Below are 17,913 nucleotides of genomic sequence, written 5' to 3'. Positions count from 1 at the left end.
TGGTTTATGGTTGAATCAGACCATGACGAATGGCCAAATGAGTCAATTTAACATCACTATCAACCCCAACTTTTTCATAAATACGGTAGCGATACGTATTAATAGTCTTGACACTAACAAACAATTGATCAGCTATTTGCTGAGGGCTTTGACAATTAACAACCATCATGGCCACTTGTTTTTCTCTGTCACTTAATAAGTCAAAAGGTGAGTTTGCATTATCAGACAATAAAACATCCGCTAACTGTTCAGCGACGTCTTGACTGAAGTAACGACCTCCTTGATAAATCTTTTTGACCGCACGTATCATTTCATCAAGCGGCGTGCCTTTGGTAATGTAACCATTCACACCTGCTTTGATCAGCATTGAGGGATAGGGCTGTGCAGACATACTACTGACCGCCAAAATCTTGATACCTATGTCGAGTTGTATCAGACGTTTGGTTGCTTCAAGCCCGCCAATATTCGGCATATTGACGTCTAGCAAAATCACATCAGGATGTAGTTGTTTGGCTTGTTTGATAGCCATATCACCGCTGTCTGCTTCACCTACCACTTCAATATCGGGGCTGTCTGACAACATACGGCTAATACCCATCCGTACCAAATCATGATCATCTACCACTAATACTTTAATCATAACCATACTCTTTATTGATTGTCAGAATGAACGCTTTATTAGGTTCAAATAGTATAAAAAACGAATATATTTCAACCATTATTGTTATCTTTGTATATTCAAAATACCGCTGATCAATATAACAAAATACGAGTAATCATAACATTCGAAGTTAAATTATATTGCTGCAGTGTGAATTGATGTTTCTATAATATAAATTGGTTGTAGCAAAGTTTGAATGAAGCCAAAAAAAACTACTAAATCAGTTTGATAGATTAAACTTAAATGTAAACCATGATACACTAAAAATACAAAAGCTCTATGTGAGTACTTACAAACACATCTATAAACGCTACGTACGTTTTTGGCGTCAGACAATATGTAACTGGCGTAATAGCGACAGCAGGAGGCATAATGAAGCAACTACCATTAACCAAACAGCAATTGATCGCTGCTATGATTTCATTGAGTTTGGGCAGTGTTGCACAAGCCGCACTTACAATTAATGGTAGCACTGACACTGCCTCTAGTGCCCGCCTGAGCTGGGGCGGTGCTGATAGCTTGTCTGAAGCCCGCAACATAATGTACAAGTCTAATGGCTCTGCTATTAAGAAAGTCGATAATGGCTACGGCACTACCAATATTACGAATACTAATAGTTTTGCTAGTAGTAATAACACCAATAGTGCCCGCTATAACACAACTTATCGTGGGGCATTTGGTAGCAGCGATATGATTCCGATTAGTACGGATTCACGTAGTGTTGCGGTGATCGACGCTGAAACTGGCGAATCTATTTACGAAAAAGATGCTGATATCGCGCGCCCAATGGCTAGTATCACCAAGGTTATGACGGCTATGGTGGTGTTGGATGCTGGTCTTGATATGCGTGAAGAAATTACGCTTGATCCAGAAGATTTTGTTGGTCCTAAGCGTGCAAGCTCGCGTTTGAAATCAGGTGATCGTTTAAACCGTGCTGAGATGCTATTGATGGCGTTGATGAAGTCTGAAAACCCAGCGGCGAAGAGTCTAGCGCGTAACTACCCAGGTGGCTATGATGCTTTTATGCGTGCAATGAATCGTAAAGCACAAGATTTGGGCATGAATACGGCATTTTTTGGTGATCCAACTGGACTTGATAAGCGCAACGTAGCTTCGTCAAAAGATTTGGTCAAAATGGTACGTGCCGCTGGTAACTATGATGTGATTCGTCGTTTCTCTACCACTAAGAGCTATGACTTTTTTGTCTCAAACTACTCAAGTGGTAACCGTACCTATAAAGCCAGTAATACTAGCACGTTGGTCCGTGACGGCAGCTATCCAATCGGTATCTCTAAGACAGGCTTTATCAATGAAGCCGGACGTTGTGTGGTAATGGAAACTCGGGTCAATAATCGTCCTGCAATTATTGTTATCTTAGGAGCAAACAGCTCAGCAACACGTTGGGGCGATGCTAAAAATATCTTAAATAGTTTGGCTACACGCCGTACAGTATAAGCTATCTGTTCTAAATATATAAAAAAGCTGTTATATCATATAACAGCTTTTTTATTGTGTTGAATTTAAGAATTAAGGATACACGCTATGGGTCATTCACCATTCTCTTCTCCTACACCTAAGCTATATCTATTGACGAACGACGATGAGTTTGAGCTGTTATATCAAAAGCTAGAAGCAGCCTTATCGACAGGATTAATTGCGCTATTACAAATTCGTCGTAAGCAAGTTCTTAGTCTACCTGATGGAGCTTTGAAGCTTTTTGATGAGGCGCAAAGAATCGTTGAGTTAGCTAAAACGTATAACGTGCCAGTTGTTATTAATGATGACGTGAAGTTGGCCGAAAAGCTTGGCGTTGGGGTACACCTTGGTCAAACAGACGGCAGTATCGGTGATGCTCTACAGTCTCTATCACCGCATCAAATCATCGGTCGTACCTGCCATGGTGATGTAGCGCTGATTAAAGAAGCAAAAAATGACGGCGCAAGTTATGCTGCGATGGGTGCTGTATTTACTTCTACAACTAAGCCAAATGCTAATATCATTTCGCGTCAGCAGCTTGTGGAAGGGTGTCAGCAAGGCATACCAATATGTGTAATAGGCGGATTAACCGCAGAAAATATATCAGAGTTAGTAGATTTGCCCATTGCGCTTGTAGCAGTAGTTGGGGATATCATGGACTTGCCAGTAGCGGACATATCTCAGCGCTGTCACGAATGGCAGCAGGCATTTTCCAAATGGAAAATACCTACTTGAAGTACTCTTATTAGAGAGGTTTTAGAGTAGCAATAGTCTTACAATAGAGTATTAATATGACAGCGCTACTCAGCGTGTTCCATACATAAGGTGGCATAGGGTAGCGCTTCTAAGCGTTGCTCTTCGATTGGCTCGCCGCAGACTTCGCACTCGCCATAAGTACCATTTTCAATTCGACTCAATGCATTTTCGACATAGATTAAGCTTTGACGCGCCTCGCTCATCAAATTTTTGCGCATGTCGTTTTGACGATAGGATATGGCCTGATCTTCCCAGTGTTCATTGAGATCATCTTGCGGATTCTGAATATGATCTTCAATTTTATTAATGCGAGACTCATACTCATCTTTTAGTTCTAATAGATTTTGCTTGGAAGTGTCTAAATTGATGCTCATTATTTTCTCCTAATGGATTATTTTTATTGTCAATGTTTCTATCATAAAGAGCTTGACTGCTGAGTACCACCACGAAATGTTACGGTTTATTGACTATGCTTAAAGCTAGCAACTGCAATTGTTGCCATCGAATAACGGTCTGAGAATTTAGACTAAATATTTTAAACGTGCTGAGATTTGTGTCAGGTTGCTTGTGAGACTGCGCTAGAAAACTGGTAGAATACACCGCCGCTGAATTCTGCTTACTTGATCGACTCATCAGAGTGATCTGATAAGTGTCAGAGCCAAGCGTTAAAAAGACATTAAAAAGCAATAAAGCTGATAGTGACTATATAGCTTAGATATAAAATAGCGTAGTTATAAAGCAGGCGAGCGAGAATGCTACAAAATAGTAGATTGATCGAGTTTAGCACTGAATCCGATTTATATAGAGCTGACTATAACGGTCACATCAGTAACGACAGTAATCGCAAATTAACAGATATATTGATGCATAGGAGCAGGTAATGAATTTTTTGCGTATGAGTGAGTTGAACTTAACGGATAAAGTGGTCTTGATTCGAGAAGATTTAAATGTGCCTATTAAAGGCGGTAAGGTCACAAGCGATGCGCGTTTGCAGGCCAGTCTTCCTACCATCAAGATGGCGCTCGAAAAAGGCGCTGCGGTAATTGTTTGCTCACATTTAGGCCGCCCAACAGAAGGCAATCCTGAAGCTGTATATTCATTAGCACCAGTTGCTGACTATCTGACGGAAAAATTAAGCTCGCAACTATCGACGCCTGTACGTCTTAATAGCGATTATCTTACCCAAGGTGCCAATGTAAAATCTGGCGAAGTGGTTCTATTAGAAAATGTACGCTTCAATGACGGTGAAAAGAAAAACGATGCCACACTAGCGAAAAAGTACGCTGATTTGTGCGATGTGTTTGTAATGGATGCTTTTGGTACAGCGCACCGTGCACAGGCATCAACAGAAGGTGTTACGCAAGCAATGCGTCAAGCAGACAAAACTGTGTGTGCAGGGCCATTGTTAGCTGCTGAACTTGATGCTTTGAGCCTAGCGCTTGAAACACCAGCACAACCAATGCTTGCTATCGTTGGTGGATCAAAAGTATCAACCAAATTAGAAGTGCTACACAGCTTGGCTGAAGTTTGCACACAGATTATCGTTGGTGGCGGTATTGCTAACACTTTCTTAGCAGCACAAGGTCACAGTGTTGGCGCCTCATTGTACGAAGCAGACTTGCTCGATACTGCACGTGACATTATGACCAAGACTGAAATTTTGCTGCCTGAATACGTCGTAGTCGCTGATAAAAATGACATCGATTTCGCTGACTTTACTGGCTCATTGCAAAAAGCCATTGCAACGATCAAATCAGTTGATGCGATCGGTGACAATGACATGATATTGGACATCGCACCAGAAAGCGCAAAGCAGCTTGCCGATGCTATTATCAATGCAAAAACTATCTTATGGAATGGTCCAGTGGGTGTATTTGAGGTCGATGCTTTCGGGCAAGGCACACAGATATTAGCTACTGCTGTAAGAGACAGCGATGGTTTTTCTATCGCGGGCGGCGGTGATACGTTAGCAGCTATTGATAAATATCAAGTTGCTGAAGGCGTGAGTTATATGTCAACAGGTGGCGGTGCGTTTTTAGAGTTTGTTGAAGGTAAAGTACTTCCGGCAGTCGCTGCGCTGCAAATAGATGCCTAACTAATTAACGATACTCTGTAGCTTAGTAACATTAGACGTACAACTAACTTTAAATAACTAAGGTAGTCTGTAAAAATAATATTTTGGCTGTTGATTTGCTTGTTTTTATTAGCATAAGTAAGTGCAATAGTCATCGATTATTATTAAGCAGTCATTATTTATTTATATACTGAAAATTATTATTGCATGTCTGATTCGCACTCTATAAAATAGCGCGACCATGTATTTTGACATGCATTATTTACGAGAGGTTTATTATGTTAAAACGTCATTTATTACTTGCTAGCGTACTTGCTGGTACCTTTGCAATCACTGCATGTAGCCAACAAACAGAAGAAAACACTGAAGCTGCTGTTGAATCTGCTGGCGATGATGCTGCTGCAAACGCTGAAGCTGCTGCCGCTGAAACAGAAGCTGCTGCTGCTGAAGCTGAAGCTGCTGCTCAAGACGCTGGTACTGAAGTTGCCGAAGGCGCTGACACTGCTGGTGCAGCTGCGACAGACGCTCTAGAAAACACTGGCGATGCTATTGCTGAAAGCACTAACACAGCGGTTGAAAATACTGCTGAAGCTGTCGCTGATGGCGCTAACGCTGTTGCTGATGGCGCAAATGATGTTGCAGTTGATGCAGAGCAACAGTACTAAGCTACGCGATAACTAAGCACTATAATGACTGATTTACTGGGAAGCTATCGATTGATATGTAACCTTTAAGAATAGTCATTGCTTTATAAGCCTCAAAATACTAGAAAAGCCTTGGTGATTGCCAAGGCTTTTTGCGTTGTATGTCATTGTGGTAGTTTATAAAGTGACAGTTTATAAAAATTAAACTGGTATCAAGAGACGGTATAGACTGATAAATAGTCGGTCAACTGCTACGAAGACAGAACAATTTTTGCTATAATCACCGCGTGGTAATCATATCCAATATCATTCAGACTTTCACTAGCCTATATACGGTCAGTATGGTCGAATATACAGTGAAATGATTGCTATCAAGCTGTTTTTTAAAATACTATTCAAAATCTAATCAGAGAGCGTCTTATGGCCCTAATATCCTTACGTCAACTTCTAGATCATGCCGCTGAACACAGCTATGGTGTTCCTGCCTTTAACGTCAATAACTTAGAGCAAATGCGTGCAATCATGATGGCTGCGGATGCTTGTGATTCACCTGTTATTGTCCAAGCCAGTGCAGGCGCACGTAACTATGCAGGGTCAGCATTTTTGCGTCATTTGATTATCGCTGCGATCGAAGAATGGCCACATATTCCAGTGGTAATGCATCAAGATCACGGTATGTCACCAGCTATTTGCCAACGCTCAATCCAATTAGGTTTCTCATCAGTGATGATGGACGGCTCACTTGGTGAAGATGGCAAAACGCCAATGGACTATGATTACAATGCTAGCGTCACGCGGGAAGTTGTTAAGATGGCTCATGCTTGCGGCGTCTCTGTAGAGGGCGAAATCGGTTGCCTAGGTAGTCTTGAAACTGGTATGGCTGGCGAAGAAGATGGCTCTGGCGCTGAAGGTGTGCTAGATCATGAGCAACTATTGACCAGTGCTGATGAAGCTGAGCAGTTTGTAAAAGATACCAATGTCGATGCGTTAGCGATTGCTATCGGTACTAGCCATGGTGCCTATAAGTTCACACGTCCACCGACAGGCGATATCTTATCTATTGAGCGTGTAAAAGAGATTCATGCCCGTATTCCTAATACCCACCTTGTCATGCACGGTTCTTCATCAGTGCCACAAGAATGGCTAAAAGTTATTAATGAAAATGGCGGTGATATCGGCGAAACTTATGGCGTGCCAGTTGAACAAATTGTTGAAGCGATCAAACATGGTGTGCGTAAAGTAAATATCGATACGGATTTACGTCTGGCATCAACTGGTGCTATCCGCGAATTCCTTGCAAAAAATCCAAGTGAATTTGATCCGCGTAAATACTTTAAAGCATCTATGGTAGCGATGTCAGATATCTGTACCAATCGTTTTGAAGCGTTCGGCTCTGCAGGTCAAGCACATAAAATTCGCCCAACCAGTCTTGAAGGTATGGTAAATTTTTATCAATAAGACTGTATTGTAGAACGTAGTTGTTAATCATGAAGTAGCAGCTGATTTTATAATATTTTACATAAGAGGTCGTAAATAATGATTGGATTGATTACCGGACAGGTGCAGTACTTGATGGCACCGACTGCTTGTATCATTACGACCTCTGGTGTGGGTTATGATATCGAACTGCCATTGCCTTCATTTTGTCAGTTACAGCTTAACGAACAAGCCAGCATTTGGACACATTTCCATGTTCGCGAAGATGCCCAATTGCTATACGGCTTCATCGATCGAAAAGAACGAGATGTCTTTCGCCAGTTAATTAAAATTAATGGTGTTGGAGCAAAAATGGCCTTGGCTATGCTGTCGGCAATGTCAGCAGCTGAGCTAAAAATGCACGTCGAACAAGAGTCGGAGACGGCATTGACTCGTATCCCAGGTATTGGTAAAAAGACGGCGCAACGTTTATTAATTGAGCTAAAAGATAAGTTAAAGAATATCGACGTTGATAATGGTGCGTTTGAATTGACGCCTCAAGAAACCACGATTTCTCACGAAGGCAGTATCATCGCTGAAGTAGAAGGCGCGTTGATTAGCTTGGGTTACAAAGAAAAAGAAGCTCAGCTAGCGATTAAAGCTGCTAAGAGTAAAGGAGATACTTTTGCTGATACTCAAGGCTTATTAAAAGCTACTTTACAGCAGTTATCTGGCTTTTAATTCATATTAATTAGCCGTCTATCGATGACAACCACATAGTGTATTAAATTAATAAGCGACATTAAATGTCGCTTATTTTCGTTTTAGTGCTCGCTTAATGAGGTTTTGCATGACTTATGCGCAGCGTTTGGTTATGCTATTTGTTAACTAATTTTTTAATATAATGATAAATTCTATGACGCAAGATCGTTTAATTAATCCGCTAGAAGGTGCAAGTGACGCTCCTGATGCCAATATCCGACCAGCATTATTGGCCGAGTATATTGGTCAGCCGGTGGTACGTGAGCAGATGGAAGTGTTCATCGGTGCTGCTCGTGGCCGTGACGAAGCGCTAGATCACACACTTATATTTGGTCCACCAGGTCTGGGCAAGACGACCCTCGCCAATATCATCGCTCGTGAAATGGGTGGTAATCTGCGTTCTACTTCAGGGCCTGTGCTCGAGCGCCCAGGAGATTTGGCAGCCATGCTGACCAACCTAGAAGCGGGTGACGTACTGTTTATTGATGAAATTCACCGTCTAAGCTCGGTTATTGAAGAGATTCTTTATCCAGCGATGGAGGATTTTCAATTAGATATTATGATTGGTGAAGGGCCTGCTGCGCGTTCTATCAAGCTTGATTTGCCGCCATTTACCTTGGTAGCAGCAACCACTAGAGCAGGGCTATTGACGTCACCACTACGTGACCGTTTTGGAATTGTACAGCGCCTTGAGTTTTACAATATTGCTGATCTAACGACGATTGTCAGTCGCGCAGCACGTCTAATGCGTGTACCAATGAGTGAAGACGGGGCTGTAGAGATTGCGCGCCGTGCACGCGGTACACCAAGGATTGCTAACCGCCTATTACGCCGTGTGCGTGACTATGCTGAGGTAAGAGGCGACGGTAGTATTAACGGCGCGATTGCAGGTAGTGCGCTAGATATGCTGGCAGTGGATAGACGCGGTCTTGATCATCTAGACAGACGTTATATCGAAATATTGCACGAGCGCTTTGACGGTGGTCCTGCGGGTGTTGAAGCAGTGGCAGCAGCGATGGCTGAAGACCGTGGTACGCTTGAAGATGTGATTGAGCCGTATCTGATTCAACAAGGTTATGTGCTGCGAACTGCTCGTGGCCGCGTACTGACACAGATGGCAATAGATCAGATGTTATAGTAATCAGTATTCAATAAAAAAATGCGTCTACTTTTAATGAGAAGTAGGCGCATTTTTTTGTTTAAATCTGAAATTATGAAAATTTTCTGAACTGATTGAATAAAAATAAATCTGATTTCTAAGCTAAAATTCGCCAAACAACCACTAGAACAGCCAGTATATAAAATATAGGTGATAGCCAGCCGATAACTTGCGTAGCGATAGCGATAAAAATAGCAAACCCTGCGAGTGCCAACCAATCACGACGACGGTCGTTTAGCATGTCAGCGCGAATCTGTTGTATCTCGCGTAGTTGACTGTCCTGGCGAGAGCCCTGTGAGGCAAGGCTTTGTAGTCCTTGATCTAATAGTTTAGGAATATCAGTAGTAGACAGGAGTATTTCAGGAAGTTGTTGGCGCAGCTGTTGTAGATTACGCATAGGATCTAATTGCTCTTTAATCCAACTGCTTAGAATTGGCTTGGCAAGTGACCAAATGTCTAGATCAGGATATAAATCACGACCGAGTCCTTCCACATGGACCAAGGTTTTTAGCAAAAGCATCAGCTGCGGCGGGATACTCATATGATGTCTACGCGCAATGTCCAAAATCTGCATCAGTACGCCAGCGAAGTCGATATCATCGATTGATTTTTGTAGCATAGGGCCGACGGTACGTTTCATATCACGCATCAGGGCATGTTTATCAGCATTTGGTGGTATCCAACCTGCACGGCTAACAATATCAACTACGGCGGTGAAGTTATTGTTCATTACGGCAAGTAACATCCGCGCCACGATGAGCTGATCATCTTTTGATAAAGTGCCCATGATGGCGCAATCAAGCCCGATATAACGTGGTTCATGACCTAAATCAACTGCTGCCATACCTGCATGTAAGGTTTGCACAGGTGGTGTCTCTACGAACACATTGCCTGGATGCATATCAGCATGAAAAAAGTTATCACGGAAGACTTGGGTGAAAAATATCGTTAGGCCTTTTTCTGCAAGCGCTGCACGGTCGTAACCTAACTGATCAAACATCTCAACTTGTGAGATAGGGACACCTTGGATACGCTCCATGACCATCACATTTTTGGCAGCATCATATACTTCAGGCACATACATCAGTGCTGAACCCAAGAAGTTGTTGCGCATCTGAGTAGTATTATCAGCCTCAAGCGTCAAATCAAGCTCATTGAGCATGACTTGCCGATAGTCTTCGACAATATCGATGATATGAATGGCACGTGCCGCTTCAATTCGTGCAGATGCCCAGCTTGCCAATTCTCGCAGTAGCTCAAAGTCAGAAACAATCACAGTGCGAATATCGGGGCGAACCACTTTTACCACAACTTCACGCCCATCATGTAGGGCAGCAGTATGAACTTGGGCGATAGAAGCAGCCGCTAACGGTTTGATATCGAATCGAGCAAACAAGGTTTCAATAGACTGGCCAAGACCATGTTTAGGATGCTGAATTTGAGCGACAGCAATATCAGCGTCAAAAGGCTTAACTTTGTCTTGCAACTGAATCAATTGAGCGATAATCTCAGGCGGTACCAAGTCGCGACGCGTTGAGAGTAACTGGCCAAGTTTCAAAAACAGCGTACCCATGTCCTCAAGCGCATACTTAATCGCATTTGGTTGGTGCTTCTTGCCCCATGCTGCTGGATGCATGCGAATTAATCGCGCCAAAGGCTGCAGCTGCGGTGCTTCTTCGATAGAAAAATGGGTATCAAGGCGATACATTGCGGCGATACGCCAAAGCTCAAGTAGACGAGCGCGGTGCGATAATAGCATGAGGTTAGGTACTCTAAACAAAGACGAAAATGGGGTAGGCGTTGTGCTTAATCATAAATAGTGCCATCGGTAATAGCGTTCATTTATGATTGAGACAATCGGCTATTGATGAAACGAGTTATTAAGAAACTGAGCTTGCTCTTCTTTGATAGCAGCAAGTTTGGCTTCTTCTCGTTCGACGTCAGCACGTAATTTTAACAATAGCTGCTTAAGATCATTTGCTTCAGCCACCTCGATAGGGTCAGGTGTGCTATTGCCAGCTACTTCATTGGCCCAATCACTGACGTCATCAAAAGCACGTTTGGCACTATGACGCCAGCTACCTTTGAGCTGAGAGATAAGAAGGTGTAACTGGCTAGCCATTGGTTTACCAATAAAAGGCTCAAGCTGTCCAGCCACGTCAGGGTCAAATCCTGCAACCAGTTGCTTGAGCTGCATCAGCACCTTGTAATCACCAGCGATTGGTAAGTTACCTTCAGCGCCGCGCATCAGACTGAGCAGTTGAGCGGCATTGTCTACGGTGATGGTACAGTCTGGACGACTGTGACCAAAACGTGCGCGCTCCATGCCGGCTCTTTGGCGCTCATTCATCTGGCCACTTGGCTCAAATATGCTCTCTGTCGTGACTGGCTCAAAGCGCAAACGCTCATGAGTGAACAGGATGTCTAAATGAATCTCAGGCATTCCCATATTAAGACGTAACACCTTACCTGCAAGCGGCGCTAAACCTGCTTTGGTAATCTCATCACTAGCAATGGCAATGTTAATTAGCTTTTCGGCACCAGCTAATAGAAGGACAGTCAGCATAAGGCTCTCGCATCGGTAAGTGAGCGCCTTCGCATTAGCTGCATCAGCGCATCGTGTGTTCGTGTTAGGTTCAATAGGGTCTGTTAAACGTAATAGTCTTGCAAATCGTACTCTATCGTTACGCTTTAAAGCCGCGATGGACAGCCACGATACCAGCAGTCAAGTTATGATAATCACAGTTCTCGAACCCAGCTTGTTGCATCATCTGCTTAAGTGTCTGCTGATCAGGATGCATACGAATTGACTCAGCTAAATACTGATAACTTTCAGCATCATTAGCAATCAGCTTACCCATCACTGGCAGTGCGGTAAATGAATACAAATCATAGGCTTTAGATAGTGGCTCAAATACTGGTTTGGAGAATTCTAAAATCAATAGACGACCACCTGGCTTTAGGACGCGATACATAGACTTTAGCGCGGCATCTTTGTCTGTGACGTTACGCAAACCAAAGCTAATGGTTACCAAATCAAAGCTTTCATCATCAAAAGGGGCTAATGTCTCAGCGTTTGCTAATACAAAGTCAACGTTATTACAACCAGCATTGATTAGGCGCTCACGGCCTACTTCTAGCATCGCAGCATTGATATCAGATAGTACCACGTGGCCATTTCTACCAACTTCACGGCTAAATACTTTGGCCAAATCGCCTGTACCACCCGCGATATCAAGGACATGTTGACCAGCGCGCACGCCCGATAGACTAATCGCATAGCGCTTCCACAGACGATGAATACCAAATGACATCAAGTCATTCATGATGTCGTATTTTTTGGCAACAGAGGTAAATACGTCAGCCACACGTGCTTGTTTTTCTGCTTTATTGACGGTCTTATAACCAAAATGCGTCTGCTCGTTGCCGTCTGTTTCAGGCGTGTGCGGATTATTGATATCATCACGCTGATTGAATAGCGTTTGTTTTATGGTTTGCTCTGAAGGGTTTGTGCGAGTCGTTTGATCGTTGTTTGGCATAGTGGTTTGTTGGCCTTGTGGCGTTCCAGTTGGTAGGTCTTGAACTTTAGTAAAGTCGCTATTGTCATCACTAGCAACGCTATTATTCCTGCTCGGTACGACATTGGTTGTTTGGTTGCGTAATATCTGCGCGCTAATCTGTTGATTATGAGCAATACTGTCTTTTACCAGTTTGTCTTGCAAATGACCATTCGTTGTTGTGGCTTGATTAGAAGGAGTGCTGCTATCTTTTGAATTATCAGTCATCATGTTGTCCTAGAATTTATTTTTATGATTGTCTTTATCGGAGGAAATCGTTAAATAGTAAGCGTCAATTGGCTATTCAACATATTGACCTTATGATACACCAAACGCTACTGGCTTACTGCCATTATCCGTATCATGAACCTGATCAATAATGGACAGCTCACGCTTGCAGAACGGCTCAATAAAATCGCTGACGCTGCTCAGAGGTTTCATGGCCTTAAATCCTGTATCAATAAAATCATAAAGCGGCTGGTAGCCATGACGATAGGCTGTACTTTTTGCTAGTGCAAAGGCTTTTTTGAGCATAAACGAATTTAGATGTTTGTCTGTGCGATAACAGACGTCTTTTAAATTGGCAATCTGAACTCGGCGCTCGTCTTCTTCATCGACAGTTCGATAGGCGGTTAGCATGTTCTCTTCGTTCACTGGCAAATCTTGAGCGAGTAACCACTGGGCTAAATGCAGATCTAGCTCAATGGCAAAAATTGCTGCTTGGATACCCATGCTACCAGCCTCTAGAGCTGACTCTTTGGCAAGACGTTCTAGCTTTTTCGCTTTTGGCAGGATACGTGCCAATTGCTCTGCTAATAACTTGAACTCTTCGCCACCATACAGTTGGGTGAGGAAGTAATCGGCCATTAGTTGGTTTTTAGGTTGTTCAAATAGCTCGCGATGCGTCTGCTGCAGACGTGCTTGTTGCCATGATTGTACTTCTTTGAGCTTAGCATTTAATTCATCATTTTGGTGATGAGGCATCGCCCAAAATCGTGTCAAATGCTGTTGTAAATCAGCTAAAGCGGTCATGGCAGTAGATCCTGTAGAAGTAAAGGGTAATTAAATTTGAGTATGGTTGTTTTAAATATAGTGGTTCAGGGTTATAAAATTTTCAACAACTGTTCTATCCTATACCCAAAATTGTGTTCACCTTAAAAGAAAATAATTAAGAATACAAATATCAATCTGTTACACAGCAATATTATTTACTCGATTGGCGCAGTGCTATGATTAAATGAGATAAAAATGAGCGATGAGTCAGAAATATTAAGAGTTGTCCTATTAATAGCTATCCCATAAGTCACTCAACGGTAAAGCAGACCAATAACAATAATAGCGAGTGTAATCATGTCTAAAAAAAATGATACTACTGAACCAAAAGCACCACAAGCGGTAAGTACACAATTTAGTGAGCAAGTTGTGGAGCAGCGTCTAAAGCCCAATCCTTTAAGTCAGTTTTCACTGGATGAAGATTCACTTAGACTGGCATTGGTAACAGCTCAGTATGCTTTAAAAGCCACTCGCCAGCAAACGCCGCCGACCCTCAATAAGCCAACAGGCCTGTTAGTACTAGTTAACGGAATGGAGCAAGCGGGTAAAGGTACCGCCGTTAAACAGTTACGGCAATGGGTGGATCCAAGGCTGCTTAAAGTTGAGGCTACCATTGGTCATTCGCCATTGAGCTATCAGCCTATTTGGCAAGCACATACTAGCGCAATGCCGCGCCATGGTGATGTCATGGTATATTTCGGCAACTGGTATGCTGATTTATTATACAACGTCATGCGACTAGCGACATCAGATAGTGAGAACCTTGAAACATTATCAAATGATAAAGGTCAGACAGATAAAAATTCGCTTCCTATCGCTCAGTGGCAAGACTATCTACAGCAGCAGTTAGATACGCTAAAAGCATTTGAAAAGGATCTCATTTCTAATCAAACCAAATTACTAAAATGCTGGTTTCATGTTGATATCGAAACGTTACACAGTCGCTTAGAGGATGATGAAGCAGATCCGCAGTTTTTGTATCAAATTGACTGGCATAATAAGCAAGTCATCGAAAAGTTTAATGAGGTGGCTGCAACCTTGCTGCGTCAACAGGATGATTGGGTCATCATTGATGGTGACGATAAGTTAGAGGCTGCTGATAACTTTTGTCACTTGGTGCTACACGCTATGCAAACCGCGCTGGTGAGTAGTCAGGCAGATAGCAATGACAGTGACAAGGAAACGTCAGAAAACCATTCTCAGTCCGAGACACTGAAAATTAACTCAGATACTAAACAAAAACAGTTTGAGCCTGTACCGATACCTAAGCAGCTGACGTCTATTAAAGATAAAAAAATCAGTAAGTCCGACTATCGTGAGGCATTGGCAGAGAAGCAGGCAAGGCTCGCTGAATTGTTACGTGCACGCCAAGGCCAGCATGTTGTATTTGCTTTTGAAGGAATGGACGCTGCTGGCAAGGGCGGTGCAATCAAGAGGTTGGTCGCACCGCTAGATCCCCGCGAGTATCAAATTTATAATATTGGCGCGCCGATGTTGTATGAGACTCAGCATCCTTACTTGTGGCGTTTCTGGACAAGATTGCCTGACGAGCAAACCAATCGTATTAGCCGTATCGCCATTTTTGATCGTACGTGGTATGGGCGCGTGTTGGTTGAGCGTATTGAAGGATTTGCGTCGACTGATGAATGGCAACGAGCATATGATGAGATCAATCGTTTTGAGGCGGACTTGGCAGCAGCAGGAACGTTGGTTATCAAGTATTGGTTAGCGATTGATAAAAAAGAGCAGCTTAAACGGTTTGAAGATCGTGAAGAAACACCACATAAGCAATTTAAACTGACAGATGATGACTGGCGTAACCGTGATAAATGGTCAGATTATGTGCAGTCTGCAGCAGATATGCTGGCACGCACGGATACCAAGATAGCACCATGGTGTGTTATTGCGACCAATGAAAAACGTCAAGCGCGTTTAGACGTGTTAGATCATGCTATTGAGCAGTTGTCTGCATTTTCTGAAAGCAAATAGTTCTCAAAAATGAATGAGTTTTAAGGATTCTTATAGGCTCATATAATTGTATTTTCCAAGTGTTTTTCAAGTATTTCCTAAGTAGGATGGCTCGAAACATATTCGAGTTATCCTGTCTTTTACAGAGTGTGGTCTTGTCCGTATACACTAGCAGTTACAAATCTCGCAATATCATCATGCATTATGTGCTCATATTTAATATAATAGAGCGCAAAACAGCTCCTGCTAAATAATAATTTTAATTTAGCAAACAACGTGTTTTGGTTATTTAGTATAGATAACTTAATAATTACGACAAAAATTGTTACAATAGCTGTTAGTAGTACCACAAATATCGCTAAGAAATATATAAGCCGCAAGATGCTGTAATCAGACGATTTGGCAATATCACTTGCGGCTTTGTGACATGTTGAAGGATGTATTATTTACTTTCTCTCTAGTCGGTTCAAAATCTTCTAACCGCATGTTGTATATTTTATATATGCTACTTCATTAGATGCCGTAACAAGCACTGTGAGTAGCAGCGCAATATTATCAACCTCATATAATTTTAATCAGCTTACGCAGGACGTACTAACGTATGGGTATTAGCAGCAGTTCTACAGAGTCAGTCAAGCCAGTTGGCTCTATGAGAATCAATCTATTTTTTGCCATTTTACTGATTGCGATGACTTCCTACTTCTTGTGGTGGGGTTTAGATTACACCATGCGTCAGCAAACGACGCTATTCATTGTGGCGACCGCTTTTGGTGTCTTTATGGCATTCAATATCGGTGGTAACGATGTCGCCAACTCCTTTGGTACTTCGGTGGGTGCAGGGACGTTGACTATCCCGCAAGCATTGGGTATTGCCGCGATATTTGAAGTATCGGGGGCAGTCCTTGCAGGCGGGGAGGTGACTGATACGATTCGAAGCGGCATCGTCGATCTAGATGGTCTATCAGTGACGCCCAATCAGTTCATTTATGTCATGCTCTCCGCATTGGTTGCAGCAGCATTTTGGCTGTTATTTGCGACCAAAAAAGGTCTGCCTGTTTCGACCACTCACTCCATTATTGGCGGTGTGATTGGTAGCTCCATTGTTTTAGGTATCACGTTAGGTGGTACGGACATGGCGCTATCAACGGTAGACTGGGGAACGGTTGGGACCATCGCTATTTCTTGGGTATTGTCGCCGCTACTAGGTGGCGTGTTGTCTTATCTTTTATATGGACAAATTAAGAAAAACATCATTGAATATAATGATAAAACCGAAGCTCATATTGCGACGCTAAAAGGCAATAAAAAAGTCTTAAAGCAAAACCATAAAGAGTTTTTGGATGGTTTGACAGAGTCTGAGCAATTGGCCTATACGTCAGCAATGCTACGTGATCAGGAAATCTATAAAGATGATGATTGTATCGTTGAAGATTTAGAAACTGATTACTACAAAAAGCTTTATGATATTGAGAATGAGCGCAGTAGCCTTGATACTCTAAAAGCACTTAAGCAATGGGTACCTATCATTGCTGCCGCAGGTGGTGCGGTGATGACTTCTCTAGTCGTCTTTAAAGGTCTGAAAAATGTTAATAGCGGCCTGACCACACTACAGGGCTTCTTGATTATGGGTATGATAGCGGCGCTAGTATGGTTAGCGACCTATATTTATACCAAGAGTATCCGCGGTAAGCATAAAGAAGATTTGACCAAAGCGACGTTCATTATGTTTAGCTGGATGCAGGTCTTTACCGCGTCAGCTTTTGCCTTTAGTCATGGTTCAAACGATATCGCCAACGCGGTTGGTCCTTTTGCCGCCATTATGGATGTGATTCGTACTAATAGTATCGCTACTGAAGCTGCGGTGCCACCTGCTGTCATGCTGACCTTTGGTGTGGCACTAATCGTTGGTCTTTGGTTCATTGGTAAAGAAGTGATTCAAACTGTCGGTACCAATCTAGCGAAAATGCATCCAGCTTCAGGCTTCTCAGCTGAGCTAGCAGCAGCAGCTGTTGTGATGGGTGCATCGACGATGGGTCTACCTGTATCAAGTACTCACACGCTAGTAGGCGCGGTACTGGGTATCGGTATCGTCAACAGAGATACTAACTGGAAGCTTATGAAACCAATTGGTTTGGCTTGGATTGTGACGCTGCCTGCAGCGGCTACTATGTCTGCTATTAGTTATCTCGTATTGAGCAATATTTTTTAATGCGCTGTTTTTATCAGTGAATTATCATAATTGAGTTTTAATAACTAGGGCGTGTCTTCATTTCAAAAATGGTGGTAAAAATGAGATAAATTGCCGTCAAACAAGAAAAATAGCGCAGATAATATCGGGATATTAACCAGCTATTTGACGATGTTTGGCAAGATTTAGCCATTTTTAG

15 protein-coding genes are annotated in these 17,913 nt (G+C 42.7%); 9 read left to right on the top strand and 6 right to left on the bottom strand.

Annotated features, from left to right (window positions below):
* Positions 1 to 4 precede the first annotated feature (4 nt).
* Positions 5 to 640, bottom strand: a complete 636-nt coding sequence (locus CXF62_RS03495) for a response regulator (protein WP_102092927.1) — start codon at positions 638 to 640, stop codon at positions 5 to 7.
* A 393-nt stretch (positions 641 to 1,033) separates the two neighbouring features.
* Here CXF62_RS03495 and CXF62_RS03490 point away from each other — a divergent pair, with 393 nt between their 5' ends.
* Both CXF62_RS03490 and CXF62_RS03485 read left to right on the top strand, forming a co-directional pair.
* Complete coding sequence (locus CXF62_RS03490; protein WP_057760963.1) at positions 1,034 to 2,116, top strand: serine hydrolase; 1,083 nt, start codon at positions 1,034 to 1,036, stop codon at positions 2,114 to 2,116.
* 87 nt (positions 2,117 to 2,203) lie between these two features.
* Positions 2,204 to 2,872 carry a thiamine phosphate synthase gene (locus CXF62_RS03485; protein WP_102092926.1) on the top strand — a complete coding sequence of 223 codons (669 nt, stop codon included), beginning with the start codon at positions 2,204 to 2,206 and terminating at the stop codon, positions 2,870 to 2,872.
* 65 nt (positions 2,873 to 2,937) lie between these two features.
* Here CXF62_RS03485 and CXF62_RS03480 read toward each other — a convergent pair whose 3' ends face one another.
* Complete coding sequence (locus CXF62_RS03480) at positions 2,938 to 3,267, bottom strand: TraR/DksA family transcriptional regulator (RefSeq protein WP_102092925.1); 330 nt, start codon at positions 3,265 to 3,267, stop codon at positions 2,938 to 2,940.
* 506 nt (positions 3,268 to 3,773) lie between these two features.
* Between CXF62_RS03480 and CXF62_RS03475 the strand changes: the two genes are divergently transcribed.
* The 5 genes from CXF62_RS03475 (at position 3,774) to ruvB (ending at position 8,927) form a co-directional block, all read left to right on the top strand.
* Positions 3,774 to 4,988, top strand: a complete 1,215-nt coding sequence (locus tag CXF62_RS03475; RefSeq protein WP_102092924.1) for a phosphoglycerate kinase — start codon at positions 3,774 to 3,776, stop codon at positions 4,986 to 4,988.
* A gap of 257 nt (positions 4,989 to 5,245) precedes the next feature.
* The gene (locus CXF62_RS03470; protein ID WP_102092923.1) at positions 5,246 to 5,632 is read left to right on the top strand and encodes a hypothetical protein; all 387 of its coding nucleotides are present in this window, start codon (positions 5,246 to 5,248) and stop codon (positions 5,630 to 5,632) included.
* A gap of 399 nt (positions 5,633 to 6,031) precedes the next feature.
* Positions 6,032 to 7,069 (top strand): class II fructose-bisphosphate aldolase, encoded by a 1,038-nt coding sequence (fba, locus tag CXF62_RS03465; RefSeq protein WP_057760953.1) that lies wholly within the window; start codon positions 6,032 to 6,034, stop codon positions 7,067 to 7,069.
* A 78-nt stretch (positions 7,070 to 7,147) separates the two neighbouring features.
* Positions 7,148 to 7,768, top strand: a complete 621-nt coding sequence (ruvA, locus tag CXF62_RS03460; protein WP_102092922.1) for a Holliday junction branch migration protein RuvA — start codon at positions 7,148 to 7,150, stop codon at positions 7,766 to 7,768.
* 175 nt (positions 7,769 to 7,943) lie between these two features.
* Entirely contained in the window at positions 7,944 to 8,927 is a 984-nt protein-coding gene (gene ruvB / locus CXF62_RS03455) for a Holliday junction branch migration DNA helicase RuvB (RefSeq protein ID WP_057760949.1), read from the top strand.
* 118 nt (positions 8,928 to 9,045) lie between these two features.
* On the opposite strand, the gene CXF62_RS03450 is transcribed toward ruvB, so the two are convergent.
* The 4 genes from CXF62_RS03450 to CXF62_RS03435 form a co-directional block, all read right to left on the bottom strand.
* A complete protein-coding gene (locus CXF62_RS03450; RefSeq protein ID WP_102092921.1) occupies positions 9,046 to 10,707 on the bottom strand; it encodes an ABC1 kinase family protein in 1,662 nt (553 codons plus the stop codon).
* A 102-nt stretch (positions 10,708 to 10,809) separates the two neighbouring features.
* Positions 10,810 to 11,514 (bottom strand): ubiquinone biosynthesis accessory factor UbiJ, encoded by a 705-nt coding sequence (locus CXF62_RS03445; RefSeq protein WP_102092920.1) that lies wholly within the window; start codon positions 11,512 to 11,514, stop codon positions 10,810 to 10,812.
* A 118-nt stretch (positions 11,515 to 11,632) separates the two neighbouring features.
* A complete protein-coding gene (gene ubiE / locus CXF62_RS03440; protein WP_228153153.1) occupies positions 11,633 to 12,733 on the bottom strand; it encodes a bifunctional demethylmenaquinone methyltransferase/2-methoxy-6-polyprenyl-1,4-benzoquinol methylase UbiE in 1,101 nt (366 codons plus the stop codon).
* Between the two features lie 90 nt (positions 12,734 to 12,823).
* Positions 12,824 to 13,537, bottom strand: coding sequence for an FFLEELY motif protein (locus tag CXF62_RS03435; protein WP_102092919.1), 714 nt, complete (start codon positions 13,535 to 13,537; stop codon positions 12,824 to 12,826).
* A 318-nt stretch (positions 13,538 to 13,855) separates the two neighbouring features.
* On the opposite strand from CXF62_RS03435, the gene CXF62_RS03430 reads away from it, so the two are divergent.
* Positions 13,856 to 15,547 carry an ATPase gene (locus CXF62_RS03430; protein WP_102092918.1) on the top strand — a complete coding sequence of 564 codons (1,692 nt, stop codon included), beginning with the start codon at positions 13,856 to 13,858 and terminating at the stop codon, positions 15,545 to 15,547.
* Positions 15,548 to 16,127: 580 nt separating this feature from the next.
* On the top strand, positions 16,128 to 17,735 hold the full coding sequence (locus tag CXF62_RS03425) for an inorganic phosphate transporter (protein ID WP_102092917.1): 1,608 nt from the start codon (positions 16,128 to 16,130) through the stop codon (positions 17,733 to 17,735).
* The last annotated feature ends 178 nt before the right edge of the window (positions 17,736 to 17,913 follow it).

This window comes from Psychrobacter sp. MES7-P7E, assembly GCF_002863645.1.
In the GTDB taxonomy this organism is placed as follows: domain Bacteria; phylum Pseudomonadota; class Gammaproteobacteria; order Pseudomonadales; family Moraxellaceae; genus Psychrobacter.
The sequence above is the reverse complement of the archived record's forward strand: the minus strand, read 5'-3'. Positions and strand labels throughout refer to the sequence as shown.